The sequence below is a fragment of the Bifidobacterium catulorum genome, from assembly GCF_003129925.1.
Classification (GTDB): domain Bacteria; phylum Actinomycetota; class Actinomycetes; order Actinomycetales; family Bifidobacteriaceae; genus Galliscardovia; species Galliscardovia catulorum.
In genome coordinates, this window is sequence record NZ_QFFN01000008.1 from 40,075 (window position 1) to 59,382 (window position 19,308).

At 64.9% G+C, this 19,308-nt stretch carries 12 protein-coding genes and 1 tRNA gene; 7 read left to right on the top strand and 6 right to left on the bottom strand.

The features are described 5' to 3' along the window. Window positions 1-628: 628 nt before the first annotated feature. From kdpA to DF200_RS04530, 5 genes are all read left to right on the top strand, one after another. Window positions 629-2,305, top strand: coding sequence for a potassium-transporting ATPase subunit KdpA (kdpA, locus tag DF200_RS04510; protein ID WP_109137092.1), 1,677 nt, complete (start codon window positions 629-631; stop codon window positions 2,303-2,305). Window position 2,306: 1 nt separating this feature from the next. Then, complete coding sequence (gene kdpB / locus DF200_RS04515; protein WP_109137093.1) at window positions 2,307-4,481, top strand: potassium-transporting ATPase subunit KdpB; 2,175 nt, start codon at window positions 2,307-2,309, stop codon at window positions 4,479-4,481. 29 nt (window positions 4,482-4,510) lie between these two features. Next, window positions 4,511-5,140, top strand: a complete 630-nt coding sequence (gene kdpC, locus DF200_RS04520) for a K(+)-transporting ATPase subunit C (RefSeq protein WP_241520121.1) — start codon at window positions 4,511-4,513, stop codon at window positions 5,138-5,140. 144 nt (window positions 5,141-5,284) lie between these two features. Further along, a complete protein-coding gene (locus tag DF200_RS04525) occupies window positions 5,285-8,161 on the top strand; it encodes a sensor histidine kinase (RefSeq protein ID WP_109137095.1) in 2,877 nt (958 codons plus the stop codon). Then, the gene (locus DF200_RS04530) at window positions 8,158-8,850 is read left to right on the top strand and encodes a response regulator (protein WP_109137096.1); all 693 of its coding nucleotides are present in this window, start codon (window positions 8,158-8,160) and stop codon (window positions 8,848-8,850) included. The genes DF200_RS04525 and DF200_RS04530 overlap by 4 nt, the downstream gene beginning before the upstream one ends. Window positions 8,851-9,204: 354 nt before the next feature. Here the strand turns inward: DF200_RS04530 and DF200_RS04535 are convergent. The 4 genes from DF200_RS04535 to DF200_RS04550 all read right to left on the bottom strand — a co-directional run bounded on the left by DF200_RS04535 (window position 9,205) and on the right by DF200_RS04550 (window position 13,977). After that, window positions 9,205-9,281, bottom strand: a tRNA-Lys gene (locus DF200_RS04535). 370 nt (window positions 9,282-9,651) lie between these two features. Continuing rightward, window positions 9,652-10,365: a thymidine phosphorylase gene (locus DF200_RS04540; RefSeq protein WP_109137097.1), complete on the bottom strand. Its 714-nt coding sequence runs from the start codon at window positions 10,363-10,365 to the stop codon at window positions 9,652-9,654. Next, window positions 10,355-11,416, bottom strand: a complete 1,062-nt coding sequence (locus DF200_RS04545; protein WP_109137098.1) for an NUDIX hydrolase — start codon at window positions 11,414-11,416, stop codon at window positions 10,355-10,357. The genes DF200_RS04540 and DF200_RS04545 overlap by 11 nt, the downstream gene beginning before the upstream one ends. A 323-nt stretch (window positions 11,417-11,739) precedes the next feature. Beyond that, window positions 11,740-13,977 (bottom strand): RNA degradosome polyphosphate kinase, encoded by a 2,238-nt coding sequence (locus DF200_RS04550; RefSeq protein WP_109137099.1) that lies wholly within the window; start codon window positions 13,975-13,977, stop codon window positions 11,740-11,742. 171 nt (window positions 13,978-14,148) lie between these two features. Here DF200_RS04550 and rsmI point away from each other — a divergent pair, with 171 nt between their 5' ends. Then, entirely contained in the window at window positions 14,149-15,159 is a 1,011-nt protein-coding gene (gene rsmI, locus DF200_RS04555) for a 16S rRNA (cytidine(1402)-2'-O)-methyltransferase (protein WP_109137100.1), read from the top strand. 37 nt (window positions 15,160-15,196) lie between these two features. Here the strand turns inward: rsmI and DF200_RS11345 are convergent, their stop codons facing one another. Then, window positions 15,197-15,784, bottom strand: coding sequence for a variant leucine-rich repeat-containing protein (locus DF200_RS11345; protein ID WP_241520122.1), 588 nt, complete (start codon window positions 15,782-15,784; stop codon window positions 15,197-15,199). Next, window positions 15,781-16,494 (bottom strand): hypothetical protein, encoded by a 714-nt coding sequence (locus DF200_RS04565; protein WP_146192015.1) that lies wholly within the window; start codon window positions 16,492-16,494, stop codon window positions 15,781-15,783. The genes DF200_RS11345 and DF200_RS04565 overlap by 4 nt, the downstream gene beginning before the upstream one ends. 221 nt (window positions 16,495-16,715) lie before the next feature. Here DF200_RS04565 and metG point away from each other — a divergent pair, with 221 nt between their 5' ends. Continuing rightward, complete coding sequence (gene metG, locus DF200_RS04570; protein WP_109137102.1) at window positions 16,716-18,578, top strand: methionine--tRNA ligase; 1,863 nt, start codon at window positions 16,716-16,718, stop codon at window positions 18,576-18,578. Window positions 18,579-19,308 lie beyond the last annotated feature (730 nt).

Consider the following 19,308-nt stretch of genomic DNA (forward strand, 5'->3'; position numbering starts at 1 on the left):
TGATAAAAATCGTTGCAATTTCAACGTTTTTAAGATGTCGTGACCCGGTCCACCTGTGCCGTGTCACGTAAGCAGCACCGTGTCACACAGGTTGTGCCGCGTGACGCATCATCCCGTCGTTGTGATCGCGACCCCGTCGTTGCGACGCACCATCCCGTCGTTGTGATCGCGACTCCGTCGTCGCGAATCCGTCTCGTCCGACATCGTGTTAGCGGACCGTTAGTGACTCGCCGGCGCTGGCGGACGGCCCCGTATGGAAGCCGTAAAAAACGTTTACGCCCGATTCGCCCGTCAATAGCATGGAAATCGCAATGAGGCCCGGAGGTGGGTTCCAGTGCGTCCGCGTGACGTCGTCCGCGGCCGCTGGGGCCCACCTCCGGGCTTGTTCGATTGAAGGAGAGAACATGCCCTGGTGGGTTGATGTCGCCTATGTGGTCGGGACGATCGCCGTATTCATCGTCTTCGACCTGTTCGGAAAGTGGGCGGATAAGCTATGATCACCGCTTTCAACATTCTTGGCGTGGTTCTGGGGGTCGCGGGTATCGCGTACATGATTTACTCCCTCTGCCGTCCCGAGAAATTCTAAAAGACTTTTTCACACAACAAGGTTCAGACAAGGTTCATCATCATGGTGTACTTCTACGCGATCATGGCATTCGGTCTGATTGCCATCATCCTGGCGGCGATATACAAGCCGCTGGGCGATTACATGTACCGTGTGTTCACGTCCGATAAGGATCTCTTCTTCGAGAAGTGGATCTACAAGATCATCGGCGTGGACCCCAGGAAGGGCCAGACGTGGAAGGCGTATCTGCGCGGCATCCTCGGCTTCTCCCTGCTCAGCGTTCTGTTTCTTTACCTGCTCCAGCGCATCCAGAGCGTGCTGCCGTTCAGCATGGGCTTCGACAACGTGCCCGGACCGCTGGCGTTCAACACGGCCGCCTCGTTCGTGACGAACACGAACTGGCAGTCGTACTCGCCTGACGTGACCCTCGGATACACGGTCCAGTTCGCCGGCCTCGCCGTGCAGAACTTCGTGTCGGCGGCCGTCGGCATCGCCGTCGCCATCGCCCTTGTGCGCGGTTTCGCGCTGCGCAAGTCCGAGACCATCGGCAACTTCTGGGTCGATCTGACCCGTGCCACGATGCGCATCCTCATGCCGATCTCCATCGTCATGGGCATCATCCTCATCGGCCTCGGCGTCACGCAGAACTTCGCCGACTGGATCCACGTGACCACCATCGCCGGCAACCAGCAGACCATCATGCAGGGCCCGGTGGCCTCGCAGGAGGTCATCAAGGAGCTCGGCACCAACGGCGGCGGCTTCTTCAACGCCAACTCGTCGCACCCGTACGAGAACCCGAACATGTGGACCAACCTCATCGAGATCCTGCTCATGCTGTGCATCCCGGTGGCCCTCACCCGCACCTTCGGCCGCATGGTCGGCCAGGTCAAGCAGGGCTACGCCATCCTCGGCGCCATGGTCATCCTGTTCGCCGCCAGCTTCACGTTCGTCGTGACCGCGGAATCCTTCTCCAACGACCCGATCACCAGCCTGACCGGCGGTTCGATGGAAGGCAAGGAGACCCGCTTCGGCATCGTCTGGTCCGGCCTGTTCGGCACCACGTCGACGTCCACCTCCACCGGCGCCGTCAACTCGATGCATGACTCGTACACCGCGCTCGGCGGCATGATGTACATGCTCAACATGATGCTCGGCGAGGTCAGCCCGGGCGGTGTGGGCGCCGGCCTGTACGGCATCCTCGTGATGGCCGTCGTGGCGGTGTTCATCGCCGGTCTTATGGTCGGCCGTACGCCGGAATACCTCGGCAAGAAGATCGGTCCCCGCGAGATGAAGATGGCCTCGCTGTACTTCCTCGTCATGCCGATCACGGTCGTGGTGGGCGTCTCGCTGAGCTTCGCCCTGCCGTTCGCGCGCCAGTCGATCTTCGACACCTCGCTGAACAACAGCGGCAACCACGGCTTCTCCGAGGTCGTGTACGCGTTCACCTCCGCCGCGAACAACAACGGTTCCGCCTTCGCCGGCATCACCGCCGACACCCCGTGGCTCGACACCGCGCTGGGTATGGCCGTGCTGCTCGGCCGCTTCCTGCCGATCGCCCTGGTCATCGCCCTGGCCGGTTCGCTGGCCAAGCAGGATGTCGTGCCGGTCACCTCCGGCACCATGAGGACCGACACCAAGCTGTTCACCGGTCTGCTCGTATTCGTTATCGTCCTTATTTCCGCGCTGACGTTCTTCCCGACGCTTGCTCTGGGACCGTTGGCAGAAGGTCTGGTGGCCTGATATGTCTACCGCAACTGTGAATGACGTCGCGAACAACGCGAACGATCTCGCGGCCGACGTCAAGAAATCCAACAACAAGTCGCTTGGCGAGATGCTCATCAAGAGCCTGCCGGACGCACTGAAGAAGTTCGATCCGCGCAACATGTGGCACAACCCCGTCATGTTCATCGTGTGGGTGGGCGCCGCGTTCCTCACGCTGCTCGGCATCTTCCAGATCGCCGACGGTTCGCTCGCCAACGGCGAACCCGTGTACTTCACGTGGATCGTGGCCATCGTGCTGTGGTTCACCGTGCTGTTCGCCAACCTCGCCGAGGCCGTGGCCGAGGGCCGCGGCAAGGCCCAGGCCGACGCCCTGCGCAAGACGCGCACCACCACGCCGGCGCAGCTCGTCGTCGGCTATGACGAGGAGAACGATCCCGACGTGCGTGGCCCCGAGACCGGCCACGGCCCGACCTCCATCATGGAGGTCCCGAGCTCCGACCTGAAGCTCGGCGATGTGGTCGTCGTCTCCGAAGGCGAACTGATCCCGGGCGACGGCGACATCATCTCCGGCATCGCGTCCGTCGACGAGTCCGCCATCACCGGCGAGTCCGCCCCCGTCATCCGCGAGTCCGGCGGCGACCGTTCCGCCGTCACCGGCGGCACCCGCGTGCTCTCCGACCGCATCGTCGTGCGCATCACGCAGAAGCCGGGCGAAAGCTTCGTCGACAAGATGATCGCCCTGGTCGAAGGCGCCAACCGCCAGAAGACCCCGAACGAGATCGCCCTCGACGTGCTGCTGAGCTCGCTGACCATCATCTTCCTGGTGGTCGTGCTGTGCATCAACCCGCAGGCCTCCTCCGTGGACGCCAACGTGAGCCTCACCGTGCTCGTCGCCCTGCTGGTCTGCCTCATCCCGACCACCATCGGCGCCCTGCTGAGCGCCATCGGCATCGCCGGCATGGACCGTCTGGTCCAGCGCAACGTGCTCGCCACCTCCGGCCGCGCCATCGAGGCCGCCGGCGACGTGACGACCCTGCTGCTCGACAAGACCGGCACCATCACGTACGGCAACCGCCAGGCGTCCAACTTCCACGCCCTGCCCGGCGTGGACCACGACGAGATCGTCGAGGCCGCCGCGCTGAGCTCGCTGGCCGACTCCACCCCGGAGGGCCAGTCCATCGTGGATCTCGCCCGCAAGGAGGGCAAGGAATACGACGAGATCGCCGGTGCCGTCCCCGTGGCGTTCACCGCCGAGACCCGCATGTCCGGTCTGGACCTGCCGAACGGCGAACGCATCCGTAAGGGCGCCACCTCGGCCGTCGAGCACTGGATCGAGACGGAGGGCGCGAACGTCGGCCAGGAGGTCATCGACGCGATGCACGACCGTGTCAAGGCCGTGTCCAACGCCGGCGGCACCCCGCTGGTCGTCGTCAAACAGAACGCCGACAAGTCCATCAAGGTCCTTGGCGTCGTCCAGCTCAAGGACGTCGTCAAGAAGGGCCTGCGCGAACGCTTCGAAGACATGCGCAAGATGGGCATCCGCACCGTCATGGTCACGGGCGACAACCCGCTGACCGCCGCGGCCATCGCCAAGGAGGCCGGCGTCGACGACTTCATCGCCGAGGCCAAGCCCGAGGACAAGCTCGCCTACATCAAGAAGGAGCAGGCCAAGGGCCAGCTCGTGGCCATGACCGGCGACGGCACGAACGACGCCCCGGCACTGGCCCAGTCCGATGTCGGCGTGGCCATGAACTCCGGCACCTCCGCCGCGAAGGAGGCCGGCAACATGGTCGACCTCGACTCCGACCCGACCAAGCTCATCGACATCGTGCAGATCGGCAAGCAGCTGCTCATCACGCGCGGCGCGCTGACCACCTTCTCCATCGCCAACGACGTGGCGAAGTACTTCGCCATCATCCCGGCCATGTTCATGGAGAAGTTCCCCGGCCTCGGCGTGCTCAACATCATGGGCCTGCATTCGTCGCTGTCCGCCGTGCTGTCCGCCATCATCTTCAACGCGATCATCATCGTGCTGCTGATCCCGCTGGCGCTCAAGGGCGTCAAGTACCGTGCCGAGGCGTCCGAGAAGATCCTGGGAAGGAACCTTTCGGTCTACGGCCTTGGCGGCATCATCGCACCGTTCATCGGCATCTGGATCATCGACCTGTTCGTCAGGCTGATTCCGGGCTTCTGAGAGAAAGTGTGTAGCTTATGAAAAACGCCATGGCATTGAACATGCGCAGCTACTGGGCTGGCCTCAAGGCCGTGCTGGTCTTCACCGTCATCGTCATCGTCTACACGTTCCTGATGACGGGCATCGGACAGCTCGGCATGCCCGACAAGGCCAACGGCTCCATGGTCACCAACGCTTCCGGCCAGGTGGTCGGCTCGTCGCTGATCGGCCAGTCGTTCGTCGACAAGGACGGCAACGCCCTGCCGCAGTACTTCCAGTCCCGTCCGTCCGCCGCCTCCGACCCCAACCTGCCGGAGGACCAGACCGACAACGTGAACTATGCGGCGAACGCCTCCTCCGGCACCAACAAGGGCCATCAGGATGAGGACCTCATCAAGAGCGTGACGGAACTGCGTTCCGAGATCGCCAAGCGCGAGGGCGTTAGCGTCAAGCAGGTCCCGGCCGACGCGACCACGTCGTCGTCCTCGGGCCTTGATCCGAACATCAGCCCCGAGTACGCGGCCATTCAGGTGCGTCGCGTCGCCAAGGAGCGCGGCCTGACCGAGGAACAGGTCGAGCAGCAGGTCAAGAAGTACACCACCGGCCGTGGACTCGGCTTCGTCGGCGAGCCCGTCGTCAACGTGGTGCAGCTCAACCTCGCCCTTGACAACCTCCAGTAATCCGCGATAGTCCGACGTTCGAGTCGAAGGATCCGTCCCCATGGGATGGGCCTTCGACTCGACGTGTTTACGAACTATCCTTGAATGCGGGGCCTTCGTCACCGATGTGACGGCGGCGCCGCCAATGAAGCGAGAGGGGACCACATGGCCAAGGCACGAGGGTCGTTCCGTGTGCTGCTCGGCGCCGCGCCCGGCGTCGGCAAGACATGCGCCATGCTCAAGGAAGGGCACAGGCTCAAGGCGTCCGGCAAGGACGTCGTCATCGCGCTCATCGAGGCGCATGGCCGTAAGGCCACAGAAAACGCGGCCCGTGGCCTGGAGATCGTGCCACGCCGTCGTGCGCGCTACCGTGGCATGTGGATGGATGATATGGACCTGTTCAAGGTCATCGAACGTCATCCCGACGTCGCGCTTGTGGACGAGTTGGCGCACACCAACATCCCAGGCTCCGTGCACGAGAAGCGCTGGCAGGATGTGGAGGACCTGCTTGCAGCAGGCATCGACGTCATCACCACCATCAACGTCCAGCACATCGAATCACTCAACGACGTGGTGCGGGAGATCACCGGCAGCACGCAGAAGGAGACCGTGCCCGACAAGGTCCTGCGTTCGGCCACCCAGGTCGAGCTCGTCGACCTGCCGCCCGCCATGCTGCGCGAGCGTCTCTCCGCGGGACTCGTCTACAAGTCCGACCGCGTGGATGCGGCGCTGAGCAACTACTTCCGCGTGGGCAACCTCACCGCGTTGCGCGAGCTCGCCCTGCTGTGGCTGGCCGGACGCGTGGACGAGGCCCTCAAGGAGTATCGCGAGGAGCACAACATCCGCGCGAAATGGGAGACGCGCGAACGCGTGGTCGTGGCGCTTTCCGGCGGGCCCGAGGGCGACCAGCTGCTCAGACGCGGCGCCCGCGTGGCCCGTGCCTCGGGCGGCGGCGACCTCATCGCCGTGCACGTGACCGCCGAGGACGGCCTCGCCGGCTCGAACCCCACGTTGCTCGCACGCCAACGCAGCCTCGTCGAAAAACTCGGCGGCACCTATCATCAGATCATCGGCGAGGACATCCCCGACGCCCTGCTTGATTTCGCGCGCGCCAACAACGCCACACAGGTCATCGTGGGCGTCTCGCGGCGCGGATTCCTCTCGCGGTGGCTGGGCCGCCCCTCCGCCACGTCCGGCATCATCGACAAGTCGGGCGACATCGACGTGCACATCGTCACCCACGAATTCGTGCAGCACGGCTTCCATCTGCCCAGCTACCGCGAATCGATGGCGGTGAGTCGCAAGATCGTCGGACTGGTGTTCTCGCTGGTCGCCGTGCTCACGCTCAGCTGGCTGCTGTTCCGCTTCAGCACGCCGAACTTCGGCCAGCGCGACGCGCTGCTGCTCCAGCTCATCGTGGTGCTGTCCGCCGTCATCGGCGGCATGGTGCCGGCGGCCGTGGCCGCCGTGCTCAGCGGACTCGCCCTCGACTTCCTGTATACGCCGCCCGTCGGCACATTCCATGTGATCCATGCGTCCGACGTCGTGACGATCATCCTGTATGTGGTCGTGGGCGTGATCGTCGGCGCCGTGGTGGACCGTGCGGACGCGCGTGCCCGCCAGGCGCAGCGCGCCCGCGCCGAATCGGAGATGCTGGCCAGCGTGGCCGGCTCCGTGCTGCGCAGCAACAATCCGCTACGCGCCATCGTGCACCGTACCCGGGAGGCGTTCGGCTTCGAATGCGTCCGCGTCGTCCAAGGCGGGCGTGTCGTCATCTCCGACGCCGACCCGTCCTCGCCGATGGGCAATCCGTCGCTCAACGTGGCCGCCGGCGGCGACATCGCCGACGTCGAACACGATTCGATATCGTTGAACGACCACGGTCCGTCGCTGGAACTCTACGGACGTACGCTGGAGGCGTCGGACCAGCGTATGCTCATGGCCATCCTCTCGCAGATCCAGACCGTGCTCGAACACAACGATCTGATGCGCAAGGCCAGCGAGGTCGAACCGCTCGCCGCGGCCGAGAAGGTGCGAACGGCGCTCCTCAACGCGGTCAGCCACGACCTGCGCCGTCCGCTCGCCTCCGCCACCACCGCCGTCTCCGGACTGCAGCGCATGGGTGCCGCGGCCAGCGACAAGGACCGGCGCGAACTGCTGGCCGTCGCCGCCAACGGACTGAAGCAGCTGACCAAGCTCGTCACCGACCTGCTGGACGTCTCCCGCATCCGCGAGGGCGCGTTGCCGCTCGCACTGGTCGCCTCCGATGTGGTCGGCGCCATCGTGCCGCTGTTCGACGAACTCGACATCGGCCCGTGGAAGGTCGACCTCGACATCGCCCCCGGCCTGCCGCTGGTGGTCGCCGATCCGGCGCTGCTGCAGCGCGCGCTGTCGAACGTCGTGGTCAACGCCATGCGGTTCACGCCCGACGACAAACGCGTCCGCATCGCCGCCTCGACGTTCAACGGCATCGTCGAGATCCGTATCGTCGATCAGGGCCCCGGCGTTCCCGACGATCGCAAAGGCGAGATATTCGCGCCGTTCCATCGCCTCGGCGACACCGACAACACGACCGGCCTCGGACTGGGCATGGCGTTGTCGAAGGGCTTCGTCGAATCGATGGGCGGCACGATATCCGCGGAGGACACGCCCGGCGGCGGCCTGACCATCGTCATCGCGCTGCGCGTCGCCGACCCGGCGCTCACGGCCGGCCAGCCGATTCCGAAGTCCGAAAGGCCCAATCCCGCCGAGATCCTCGAACAGGACACGCTGAACGTATCGGGCGCGGTATCCGACGTCATCCTGCCGCTGCCCGGCGAAGGGCCGTCCGAGGAACGTGGCCTCGACCGGTTCATCAACTACACCATCAACCGCGGCGGCAAGGATGACGACGACGATAAGGACAACGTCGGTGACGCCGCGGCCGACGGCCAAGGCGACGACACCGGACGGGACGCCGGCGACGATGCCGACGGCGACGTCTCCGCCGCGCGTTCATCCGACGAGAATACATTGAAACCAATGAAAGGGGAGAGCCAATGAAAATACTGATTGCGGACGACGATCCCCAGTTTTTGAAGGCCTTGAAGATCACCCTGCATTCGCAGGGATACGACATCGTGACGGCGAAGGACGGCGTCGAATGCATCACGGTGGCGGTGCGCGAGCATCCCGACCTGTTCATGGTCGACCTCGGCATGCCGCGCATGGACGGCATGGGCGTGATCCAGGGACTGCGGGGATGGACCGATGCGCCGATCCTCGTGGTGTCGGGACGCACCGACGAACGGGAGAAGGTGGCGGTGCTGGACGCCGGCGCCGACGATTACGTGACCAAGCCCGTGCCGATTGACGAGCTGCTTGCGCGCATTCGCGCATTGCTGCGGCGCGTGCCGCAGGACAGCGAGCCGCCGGTCATGACGATCGGCGACGTGACCGTGGACCTGGCTGCCCATGCCGTGTTCCGCGGGCGTAAGGGCCGTCAGGTGCGCGTGCGGCTCACACCGACCGAGTGGAAGCTGTTCGAGGCGCTGGTGCGCAACGCCGGCAAGCTCATGACCCGGCAGGATCTGCTCACCGAGATCTGGGGGCCGCAGCATGTGCGCGACTCCGGCTACCTGCGGCTCTACATTTCTCAGTTGCGCAAGAAGATCGAGCCCGACCCGGCCCATCCGCGGTATCTCAAGACCGAACCCGGCATGGGATATCGTCTCGACCCCAAAGGCGAGTAAGGCGTCCATCCACCAGCCCCCCCCTCATTTGACCGCACATCGATTGTTGGACTGAAGTGATTCAGATTCGATAATCGGAGGTCCGGTTTCCATGTGTGGAGAGCTGTCGGCGTTGCCGAACCGCCCACCCAACAGGCTCCCCTCGTTGAAAGGAGCCGCCGGTTGTGTTGGGACGCCCACCTAACAGGCTCCCCGTTGAGGGGACCGGCCGGTTGCCGAACCGGTCATCCAATAGGCTCCCCTCGTCGAGGGGAGCTGTCGGCGTAGCCGACTGAGGGGAGGATCACAAAAAGCCCGCATATGCAAGATCCGCATATGCAAAGAGCCGGCTTGCAGTCAGCCGACTCTTAACGCTGGTGCCCCCCGTGGGACTCGAACCCACAACCCACGACTTAAAAGGACGCTGCTCTAACCAATTGAGCTAGAGGGGCAACAAAATCTCATAATACATCGTTTACGGCGAATGATGCAAGCTCGAAACGAAGGTTTTTCGAAAGCGCGTCTGCGGCAACGTCATGATGAAAGAATCCGCAACGAAGAAGGGGAAGGCGCCGAACCGTGAATGCGCCTGTCGGCGCAAGGGCCGCTCGCAGCGGCAAAAAATGGAGCCCGGGGCAATGCACGGCCCGACGCGGCTCCCAGTGTACGGCATCGCGGCCGCATCTCCAAAACGCGGGTGTTCGGGGTGTCCGGGGTGTCCGTGGCGGTCCGCGTCGTGTCGCCTATGCCCGTCGTCGGCGTCTGCTCCGAAGTCATGCACGATTCCCGCGCCGGAATCCCCGGACCCCCGATTCGCGGAGTCTATTCCAGTCGGCCCTCCCGCCACAGCGTGGCACCTTTGCGGAAATCCACCGACGTGCCGTGCAGTGATTTCGCCGTCCTGACGAAATGACGGCTTGTCCCCGCCAGCGTGGGTTCCCCGACTTCCGCGGCCCGTTCCCGGCGCCGCCTCGCCTCCGCGACGAGTCCCGCCGAAATCACCGAGCAGAAGGCGCTCGCACGTTCCAATGCGACGGCGAAGTCGCCGACGAACGCGCCGGAAAGAATGGAGTCGGCCGTACGCGCGATGTCGTCGGCGGTCGGGGCCTGATCGACGCCGGCGATGGCCGACGACGCCCCGGCCACCGGTTCGCCGACCCGCCACAGACGGGAGATGGATTCCTGGTTGCGATGCATCCACGTGCGCAGCATGTACAGCCGCCACAGCACGCCCGGCAGGGATTCCGGATCGGCGTCGCTCCACAGTTCGGCCACCAGGTCCACGCCCTCGCGTTCCACGAGGGTGAGCACCCGGCCTACGACCTGCGGATCCTGCGTGTGGTGCACGCGGTCGAGCAGCGACGCCGCCGTGGTGTGGCTCACCTCGCTGAGCCGCTGCGGGTCCGCGCCGCCGGCGATATGGTCGATGAGCGCCTGGTCGAGCTGCGCCGGACGGGTGAACCGTCCGGACGAGGCGAAGCCGGAGCCGGCGGCGCGGACGGATGAGGAACCGAATGGTGAGGAGCTAGTAGACAATGGGACTTACCTTCTGGATATCGATGATCTGCGGACCATCGTCCGTGTCAATGATATTAAAAACTACCGCATGTCCAGTCACCATATACGGCGATTTCGCGGGAAGCCGCTTGGCCAGCGACTTGCGCACGCAGATCTTCCGCAGATGGTTGAACACGCCGCCGATGACGGGACGGTGCATGCATACGGCGGTCGTCTTGCCGGTGCGCAGCGTCAGCTCCATCTCATGGTGGATGCATTCCCACGCCGAATCGGGGTGGTCGGCGAACGCGTCCTCGGTCAGATCCTCGGCGAGGTTCACCGGCAGTCCGGTCTGCCAGGCGAACGTCTGGATGGTGCCGATGCAGCGCCGCCAGGGCGACGTGACCAGCCGGTTGATGCCGAAGCAGGCGATCTCGCGCGTGAGACCGAACGCCGCGGCCGACCCGAGCGGCGTCAACGGACGGTCGGCGTCGGTGCCGCCCCAGACCTTGCGGCTTTCCGCCTTGCCGTGGCGGATGAGCAGGAACATCCTGGACCGCAGGATGCCTTCGCGCACCTTGCGTACGAATTCGTCGAGGATGCCGCGGTCGAGCGGATGGGTGAGCTTGTGCCGGGCGTCGGCGGGCGACATCCATTCGACGTTGTCCACCTCGTTCGGGTCGGTGTTGATGGGTCCGAACGCGTAACGTCGGTTCATCGCCACCTCGGAGTCGATGATCGAGGCGATCCAGTACTGCACGTGTTTGCGTGGTTTGCGGGGGTCGATCCGGTGCACCTTCGAGCGGCCCTCGTCTTCGAGCGGGTATTCGATGTCTCCCAGATATGCGCTGATCGCGATGGGTAGGCCCGTTTCCTCGCCGATCTCCCGAACCGCCGCATGACGATGCGACTCGTTGTTCTCAAGCTTGCCCTTGGGCCAGCTCCAATCGTTGTATTGCGGCCGATGCACCACGCAAAGCTCAAGATTCTCCAATGCCAGATTGGGATAATCCTGACCTCCTGCGAGGATTTCGATGCCGTCGCGCCAGCGGTACACTATGCCGCCGGCTGCCTCGACGACTGTGCTCATGGTCTGTCCTTTTGTCGATTGATAATGCGCCCCATGCCGTCCGCAATCCGTCCTTGTGATTCGTTGCGGATGACGTGAAAGCCATTTCCTATCGTAATTGCAAAAACCACGGCGTGATGGCGATTCCCCCGAGGCCGGTTTCGATGGCATACCCGGCGTTGGGCGGAAACATTACGATTGCATATGAAAATCGCCGTTGCGGCATTGGCTGAACAATGCCGCAACGGCGAGTCATCGATGATCATGCACTATCCGATGATCGGATGGTGCGATTATCGGACAGTACTGTCATCGGATGGTGCAGTCATCGGATGGTGCGACGATCAGTTGCCGCGCGGACGACGCGTGTGCTTCCTGATCAGCGCCTCCTGGCTGTCGACCAGCGGCCTGCCTTCGGCGTCACGGGAGTGACGGATGTAGGTGCCATCCGGCTGCATGTGCCACGAGCTGGTGGTGTCGGCCATCTGGAAGTCCACGTACTTGATGAGCTCCTCGATCTGCTCCGGCGCGGTGATGCGCACCAGCGCCTCGACTCGACGGTCGAGGTTGCGGTGCATGAGGTCGGCGGAACCGATCCACACCTCGGGGCCGGATGCGGGGCCCTCGCCGATCTGCGGGCCCGCGGAGTTGGCGAACGCGTAGATGCGGCTGTGCTCCAGGAAGCGGCCGAGCACGGAATGCACGCGGATGTTCTCGCTCATGCCGGGCACGCCGGGCTTCAGCGCGCAGATGCCGCGCTCGACGATGTCGACCTTCACGCCGGCCTGCGATGCGCGGTACAGGGCGTCGATGGTCTTCTCGTCGACGATGGAGTTGACCTTGATCTTGATCCAGGCCTCCTTGCCGGCGCGTGCCGCGGCCTCCTCGCGCTGGATGCGCTCGATGAGACCGGTGCGGATGGTGCGCGGCGCCACGAGCAGACGGTGGAAGCTGGACTTCGGCGCGTAGCCCGAAAGCTGGTTGAACAGGCGGGTCAGGTCCTGGCCGACGACCGGGTCGCAGGTGAGCAGGCCGAGATCGGTGTACAGGCGCGCGGTCTTCGGGTTGTAGTTGCCGGTGCCCACGTGGCAGTAGCGCTTGAGGCCGTCGGCCTCCTGACGCACGACGAGGCACAGCTTGCAGTGGGTCTTGAGGCCCACGATGCCGTACACCACGTGCACGCCCGCGCGTTCGAGCTTGCGGGCCCAGGCGATGTTGGCGTCCTCGTCGAAGCGGGCCTTGATCTCCACCAGGGCCAGCACCTGCTTGCCGGCGTGCGCGGCGTCGATGAGCGCGTCGATGATCGGCGAGTTGGAGCTGGTGCGGTACAGCGTCTGCTTGATGGCCAGCACCTTCGGGTCGGCGGCGGCCTGCGCGAGGAACGCCTGGAACGAGGTGGAGAACGAGTCGTAGGGGTGGTGCAGCAACACGTCGCGCTCGCGGATGGCGGCGAAGATGTCCTGTGCACGGCTGGACTCGACCTCGGCGATCTGGCGGTTGGTCGTCGGGATGAACTTCGGGAACTTCAGGTCGGCGCGGTCGATGGCGCCGAGCTCGAAGAGCACCGTCAGGTCGAGCGGGGCGGGCAGACGGTAGACCTCGTCGTCGCTCACGCCGAGCTGGTCGGCGAGCAGGTGCGAGAGGAACGGGCTGGTGGCGTCGGAGATCTCCAGGCGGATCGGCGGTCCGAAGCGGCGGCGCAGCAGCTCCTTCTCCATGGCGTTGAGCAGGTTCTCGGCATCGTCCTCTTCGACGTCGATGTCCTCGTTGCGGGTGACGCGGAAGGAGCGGGCCTCCTTGATGATCATGCCTGGGAACAGGGATTCCAGGTGGGCGATGAGCAGGTTCTCCATCGTGACGAAGCCGTAGCGCACGTTGTTGCTCTCGTCCTCGGTCAGGTCGTCGACGGCGACGAGACGGGGCAGGTTGTCGGGGATCTTCACGCGGGCGAAGTGCGACTTGCCGGAGTTCGGGTTCTCCACGATCACGGCGAGGTTCAGCGAGTTGCCGGAGATGTAGGGGAACGGGTGGGCCGGGTCCACGGCCAGCGGGGTGAGCACGGGGAAGACCTGGCGGCGGAAGAACTTGCTCAGGCGCTCCTGCTCGGAGATCGTCAGCTGGCTCCACTTGAGCAGGACGATGTTCTCCTTGGCGAGGTCGGGCAGGATGTGCTCGATGGCGTAGCGTGCATGCTCGTCCTGCAGGCGGTGGGCCTGCTCGGTGATGGCGCGCAGCTGCTGGCGCGGGCTCAGACCGCTGGCGGCGGTGACGGCCAGGCCGGTGTCGATGCGGCGCTTCAGGCCGGCGACGCGGACCATGAAGAACTCGTCGAGGTTGGAGGCGAAGATCGCCTCGAAGTTCGCTCGTTCGAGAACGGGCAGGGATTCGTCCTGCGCCAGCTCAAGCACGCGCTTGTTGAATTTCAGCCAGCTGAGCTCGCGATCGAAGAACCGGTCGGTCGGCAGCGGCTCGTAGTGGGGAGCGTTGGGGTTGAGGCGGCTCTGCTTGGGCGTCTCAGCGATATGCTCCGCGATCTGACTCTTCAGGATCGCCTTTGAGGGTGCATTGAATATTTGGGCCATACCTACAACTGTATTAGCCGCACGTCCGTAAACGGGCAGTAACCCGCCAAAATTCAACGGCAATTCATATTCCGGGTGAATTCTTGGTGGAAGACGGCCGCGGACGGTCCGGACCGTGGGACATCCCCTGAAAATACGACGTCTCGTATGCGCATCGTGGATACTGGATGTATGCATTCGGCAAAACACGGCGGCTCGCAGCCGACCCCCACGACCATCGCATCCGGCATCGAGGACGGCGCGTCCGCCTCCGCCCCCGCAATCGGGACGATTCCCCGCGGCGTCTCCCGGGCGGAGGACGTCCCGCATGGCACGGTCGTGCTCGCCGCCACCCCGATCGGCAACGTCGCGGATGCGTCCGCCCGTCTCATGGCATTGATGGAGCGCGCCGACATCGTCGCCGCGGAGGATACGCGACGGCTGTACGACCTCGCGCGGCGGCTCGGCGTCCACGTGAACGGCCGCGTGGTCGCCTTCCACGACCACAACGAACGGGCGAAGGCCGACGGCCTGCTCGACGAGGTCGAGACCGGCGCCTGCGTGCTCGTGGTCTCCGACGCCGGCATGCCCACCATCAACGACCCGGGCCTGTCCATCGTGCGTCGTGCCATCGAACGCGGCCTCCCCGTCACCTGCGCCCCCGGCCCCTCCGCCGTCCTCGACGCGCTCGCGCTCTCCGGTCTGCCCACCGACCGTTTCTGCTACGAGGGCTTCCTGCCGCGCAAGCATTCCGAACGGGTGCAACGGCTGCGCTCGCTGCAGTCCGAACGGCGCACCATCGTGTTCTACGAGACGCCCCACCGCATCGCCGACTCCATGGACGACCTGCTGTCGGCCTTCGGGCCCGACCGGCGGATGGCGCTGGCCCGCGAGCTGACCAAGGACTACGAGGAGGTCCGTCGCGGCACCATCGCCGAGATCCTCGACGGAGTGGCCGCGGATCCGCCGCGCGGCGAGATCGTATTGGTCATCGCCGGCGCCTCCGAGGACGAGGCGCGTGAGAACTCGGCGGCCACGCTCAGCGTAGGGGAGCTTGCCGTGCTCTCCATCGACCGGGCCCTTGAGGACGGGCTGCGCATCAAGGACGCCATCGCCGAGGTGATCGAGGAGCATCCGCTCCCGGACGGTTCCCTCGCCAACCGCAAGCAGGTCTATTCCGCTGTGCTGGAGATCAAGCAGTAGCGGCGGCGCCCGGCCCGCGTCCGCGGAGCCGCCTCGGTCATTCCTCAAGCGATTCGAACAGCACCTCGAATCCACGTGTCACGCCCGGACCGCCCACCTGCGAGACGTATTCCAGCAGCTCGGCCGACGCCGCGGTGTTCGCTATCAGCCATCGGCGCAGCTCCGGCGCGTGTTCGGCGATGTGCCACAGCACGTCCTCGTCGGTGTCCGGGTCGCTGGCCACCTGCGCGGTCAGCAGCAGCGGTGGCTCCGGCGGCTGCAGCCCGCGCGTCCTCGGTCGCTCGGCGGCCCTGGCCATGAGGCCCCGCATGGTTTTCATCCGCTTCGGCGCCGGGGGAGTGCGCTCCTGTCGCCTCTCTCGCTGCCGTTGCCTCATGGCCCGGGTCCAGGGGGCGGGCAGCTGTGTGACGTCCTGTATTCTGGCGTCGTGTATTCTGGCGTCGTGGATTCCGCGGGCATCGTCTCCTTTCCCCGCGTCTCGCACGGCTCGTGCACCCTCATCGGAGGGGTCGGCGAGGCCGCGGTCCTCGGCGTCGCGCGCCACCGTGCCGTGCAGCCGTTCGGTCGTGGATGCGCCCGGAACCCCGCGTCGTGGGCCGCGGGCCGTGCAGGCCCCGGGTCTCATGGCTTCCGCCGTCTCAGCCGCATCAGGGTCCGGACGCCGTCGCTGTGGTTCGGCCACCGCGGATTCTCCCACAGCGTCTGCAGACAGGCCTCCGCCCTCACCTCGTACCGCTCCATCAGCAGCGGCAGCAGCGATTCGGCCCCGGCGAGGATCTTGCCGCCCTCGTCCATGCACGCGATGTCGCATATCGTGCGAAGCGGCGAGGTGATGCGCAGCTGTCCCAGCCTCATCACATGGTCGGGCGGCGTCTTGCGGTTGTACACCGTTATCTGGCGGCCATGGGCCAGCGTCCGGTACCGCGAATTCGATATCAGGTCGAGACGGTAGGGAAAATCCCCGCCGACCCATACCCATGCCGCCAGCGGTCCCGCGGCGATCGATCCGAACGGCACCATGCGGTTGACGATCGCCCCTCGTCCATACAGCGTGTCGGCATGGTCGTTCACGTACCCGCATTCGTCGTCCAGACCGACCAGCACGTCCTCGCCCAGCAGTCTGGACATGCCGATGCCGCCTGGGACGTCATCGACGTTGATCAACGGCGATCTGGGCGACTTCGACTTGGCGCGATTGGCGGGTCCGCCGCTCCCCGTATTCGCGCACGTCGGCTCCGCGCCTGCCGTTCCGGTCGTGCCCGTCGTCTTGGCCCCGTCCGTCATCGGACGTGTGGGTGGGGTGGTCGCCGTTGCGGCGATGGTCTGCGTATCCATGCCTTGACGGTACCGTAATCGGCGCGGTGCCCGCCGTCCGGCCGGCGAAAATGTGGATATGTGGATAAACCGCCCGTCCGTTCGGGGAAATGTGGATAACCGGCCGTCTTCTCCACATCATCGGGACCGGTTCGTGGCCGTCCCCATTCCGTCCGACGCCCTCCGGTCCCGTCGCCAGCCCGTCCGCACCGTGTCAATGCCGGTACGGATAATCAGGACTTATGAGTCATATTCTTGTTAACGTTGCCTGGCCGTATGCGAACGGCCCCCGCCACATCGGCCACGTCGCCGGTTTCGGCGTCCCCTCCGACGTCTACGCGCGATACGAGCGCATGAAGGGCAATGACGTGCTCATGGTCTCCGGAACCGACGAGCACGGCACCCCGATCCTGGTCGAGGCCGAGAAGGAGGGCGTCACCGCCCAGGAGCTCGCCAACCGCTACAACCGCGTCATCGCCAAGGACCTGTGCGACCTCGGCCTGAGCTACGACCTGTTCACCCGCACCACCACCGGCAACCACGAGCACGTGGTGCAGGAGCTGTTCAAGCAGTGTCTGGAGAACGGCTACATCTACAAGGGCACCCAGCAGGTGGCCATCAGCCCGTCCACCGGCCGCACCCTGCCCGACCGCTACATCGAAGGCGAATGCCCGATCTGCCACACCGAAGGCGCCCGCGGCGACCAGTGCGACGCCTGCGGCAACGAGCTCGACCCCATCGACCTCATCAACCCCGTCTCCAAGATCAACGGCGAGACCCCGCGCTTCGAGGAGACCGAACACTACTTCCTCGACCTGCCGGCGCTCGCCGAAGCCAACCTCGCATGGCTCAAGACCCGTGAGGGCTGGCGCACCGACGCCATCAAGTTCTCCATCGGCCTGTTCAAGGAGGTCAAGCCGCGCGCCATCACGCGAGACATCGACTGGGGCATCCCCGTGCCGGTGCCCGGCTGGATCGACAATCCGAACAAGAAGCTGTACGTATGGTTCGACGCCGTGATCGGCTACCTGTCGGCATCCATCGAATGGGCCCGCCGCAAGGGCGATCCCGAAGCATGGCGCGCCTGGTGGAACGACCCGGCCACCCCCGGCTACTACTTCATGGGCAAGGACAACATCACCTTCCACTCCCAGATCTGGCCCTCTGAGATGCTCGCCTACAACGGTCAGGGCTCCAAGGGCGGCGAGACCGGCCCGCTCGGCCCGCTCAACCTGCCCGAGCAGGTCGTCGCATCCCAGTTCATGACCATGGAGGGCCGCAAGTTCAGCTCCTCGCGCGGCATCGTCATCTACGTGAAGGACATCCTCGCCCGCTATCCCGTGGACGCCGTGCGCTATTACATCTCCGTGGCCGGCCCCGAATCCTCCGACTCCGACTTCACGTGGGCCGAATTCGTGCGCCACAACAACGAGGAGCTCGCCGCGGCATGGGGCAACCTCGTCAACCGCGTGGCCAACCTCATCGCCAAGAACTTCGGTGCCATTCCCGCCATCGACGAGTCCAGGATCACCGACCAGGACCGCGCCCTGCTCGACGAATCCAAGGCCGCGTTCGACACCGTCGGCAACCTCATCGAGAAGCATCATCAGAAGGCCGCCCTCGCGGAGGCCATGCGCATCGTCGGCGAGATCAACAAGTACATCTCCGCCATCGAACCGTGGAAGATCAAGGACGACGACGCCCGTCTCGGCACCGTGCTCCACGTGGCCGCGCAGGCCGTGTCCGACGCCAACCACCTGCTCGCGCCGTTCCTGCCCCACTCCGCGCAGAAGGTGTGGGAGGCGCTCGGCGGCAAGGGCACGTTCTCCCCGCTGCCGCACATCGAGGAGGTCGAGGACCTCGACAGGCCCGGCTTCGAATACCCGATCATCACCGGCGACTACACGCTCGGTGTGAACGTGCATCCGTGGGCCAGCGAACCCATCGAGGTCGGCGCCGAGGTGCCGAAGCCGAAGCCGATCTTCGCGAAGATCCCGAAGGAGGCCGTGCAGGAGGAGCTCGACCGCTTCCAGGCCGAGCTCGACGCCCGCCGCGCCAAGGAGGCCGAACGCCTCGCCGCCGAAAAGGCCAAGCTCGCCGAGTGATCAAGGGCTTGGAACCCCCGGTATCCGTGATTCGCGATTCGCAGCGCCAAACCGCTGTTGTGCGACGACGTTCCGCAATGACGTTCAACAATGACGCTCAACAATGGCGAAACGTCCGAAAGACGCTGCGAATCGCCGGTTCCGTGATCGACGTCCCGTATCGCCGACGTCCCGTATCGCCGGGGCATTGCCATGCGGGGCCGCGTCGCCGAGACGGCACCCGCCGATTCGGATCGGGCATTCCCAGAAAACTCCAAGGTTTTTGCATCGTTTTGCCAAGGAACCGGTGTTTATATAGGAAATGTCAGCGGACAGCACCGCGGATGAGATTCCTCGGGAATCTGATAACTTAACCCTTCTTCTCTCTTCTCTCTCTAGTAGCCCGGCGGCTTCTCTCCCGCCGGGCTTCTTCTTTTCTTCGTCCCCCGTGGATCGTGGTTCGCGACCCTCTCCATGCGATATGCACCACGTTTCCAGATTCCCAGAAAACTCCAAGGTTTTCGCATCGTTGTACCCAGAAACGGGTGGTTATATATAAATCGTCAGCAAGCAGTGAACACTGACAGTCCCACGGGCGGTGCGGCGAGTTCGCATCATCCGGTAAGCGGAATATAACTTAACCCTTCTTCTCTCTTCCTTTCTCTGATGACCCGGTGGCCAACCCCCACCGGGTTTCTCATTTCCCGGCCCGCTGGCGCACCCGGCCCACTCACAACCGGCCCGCATACGC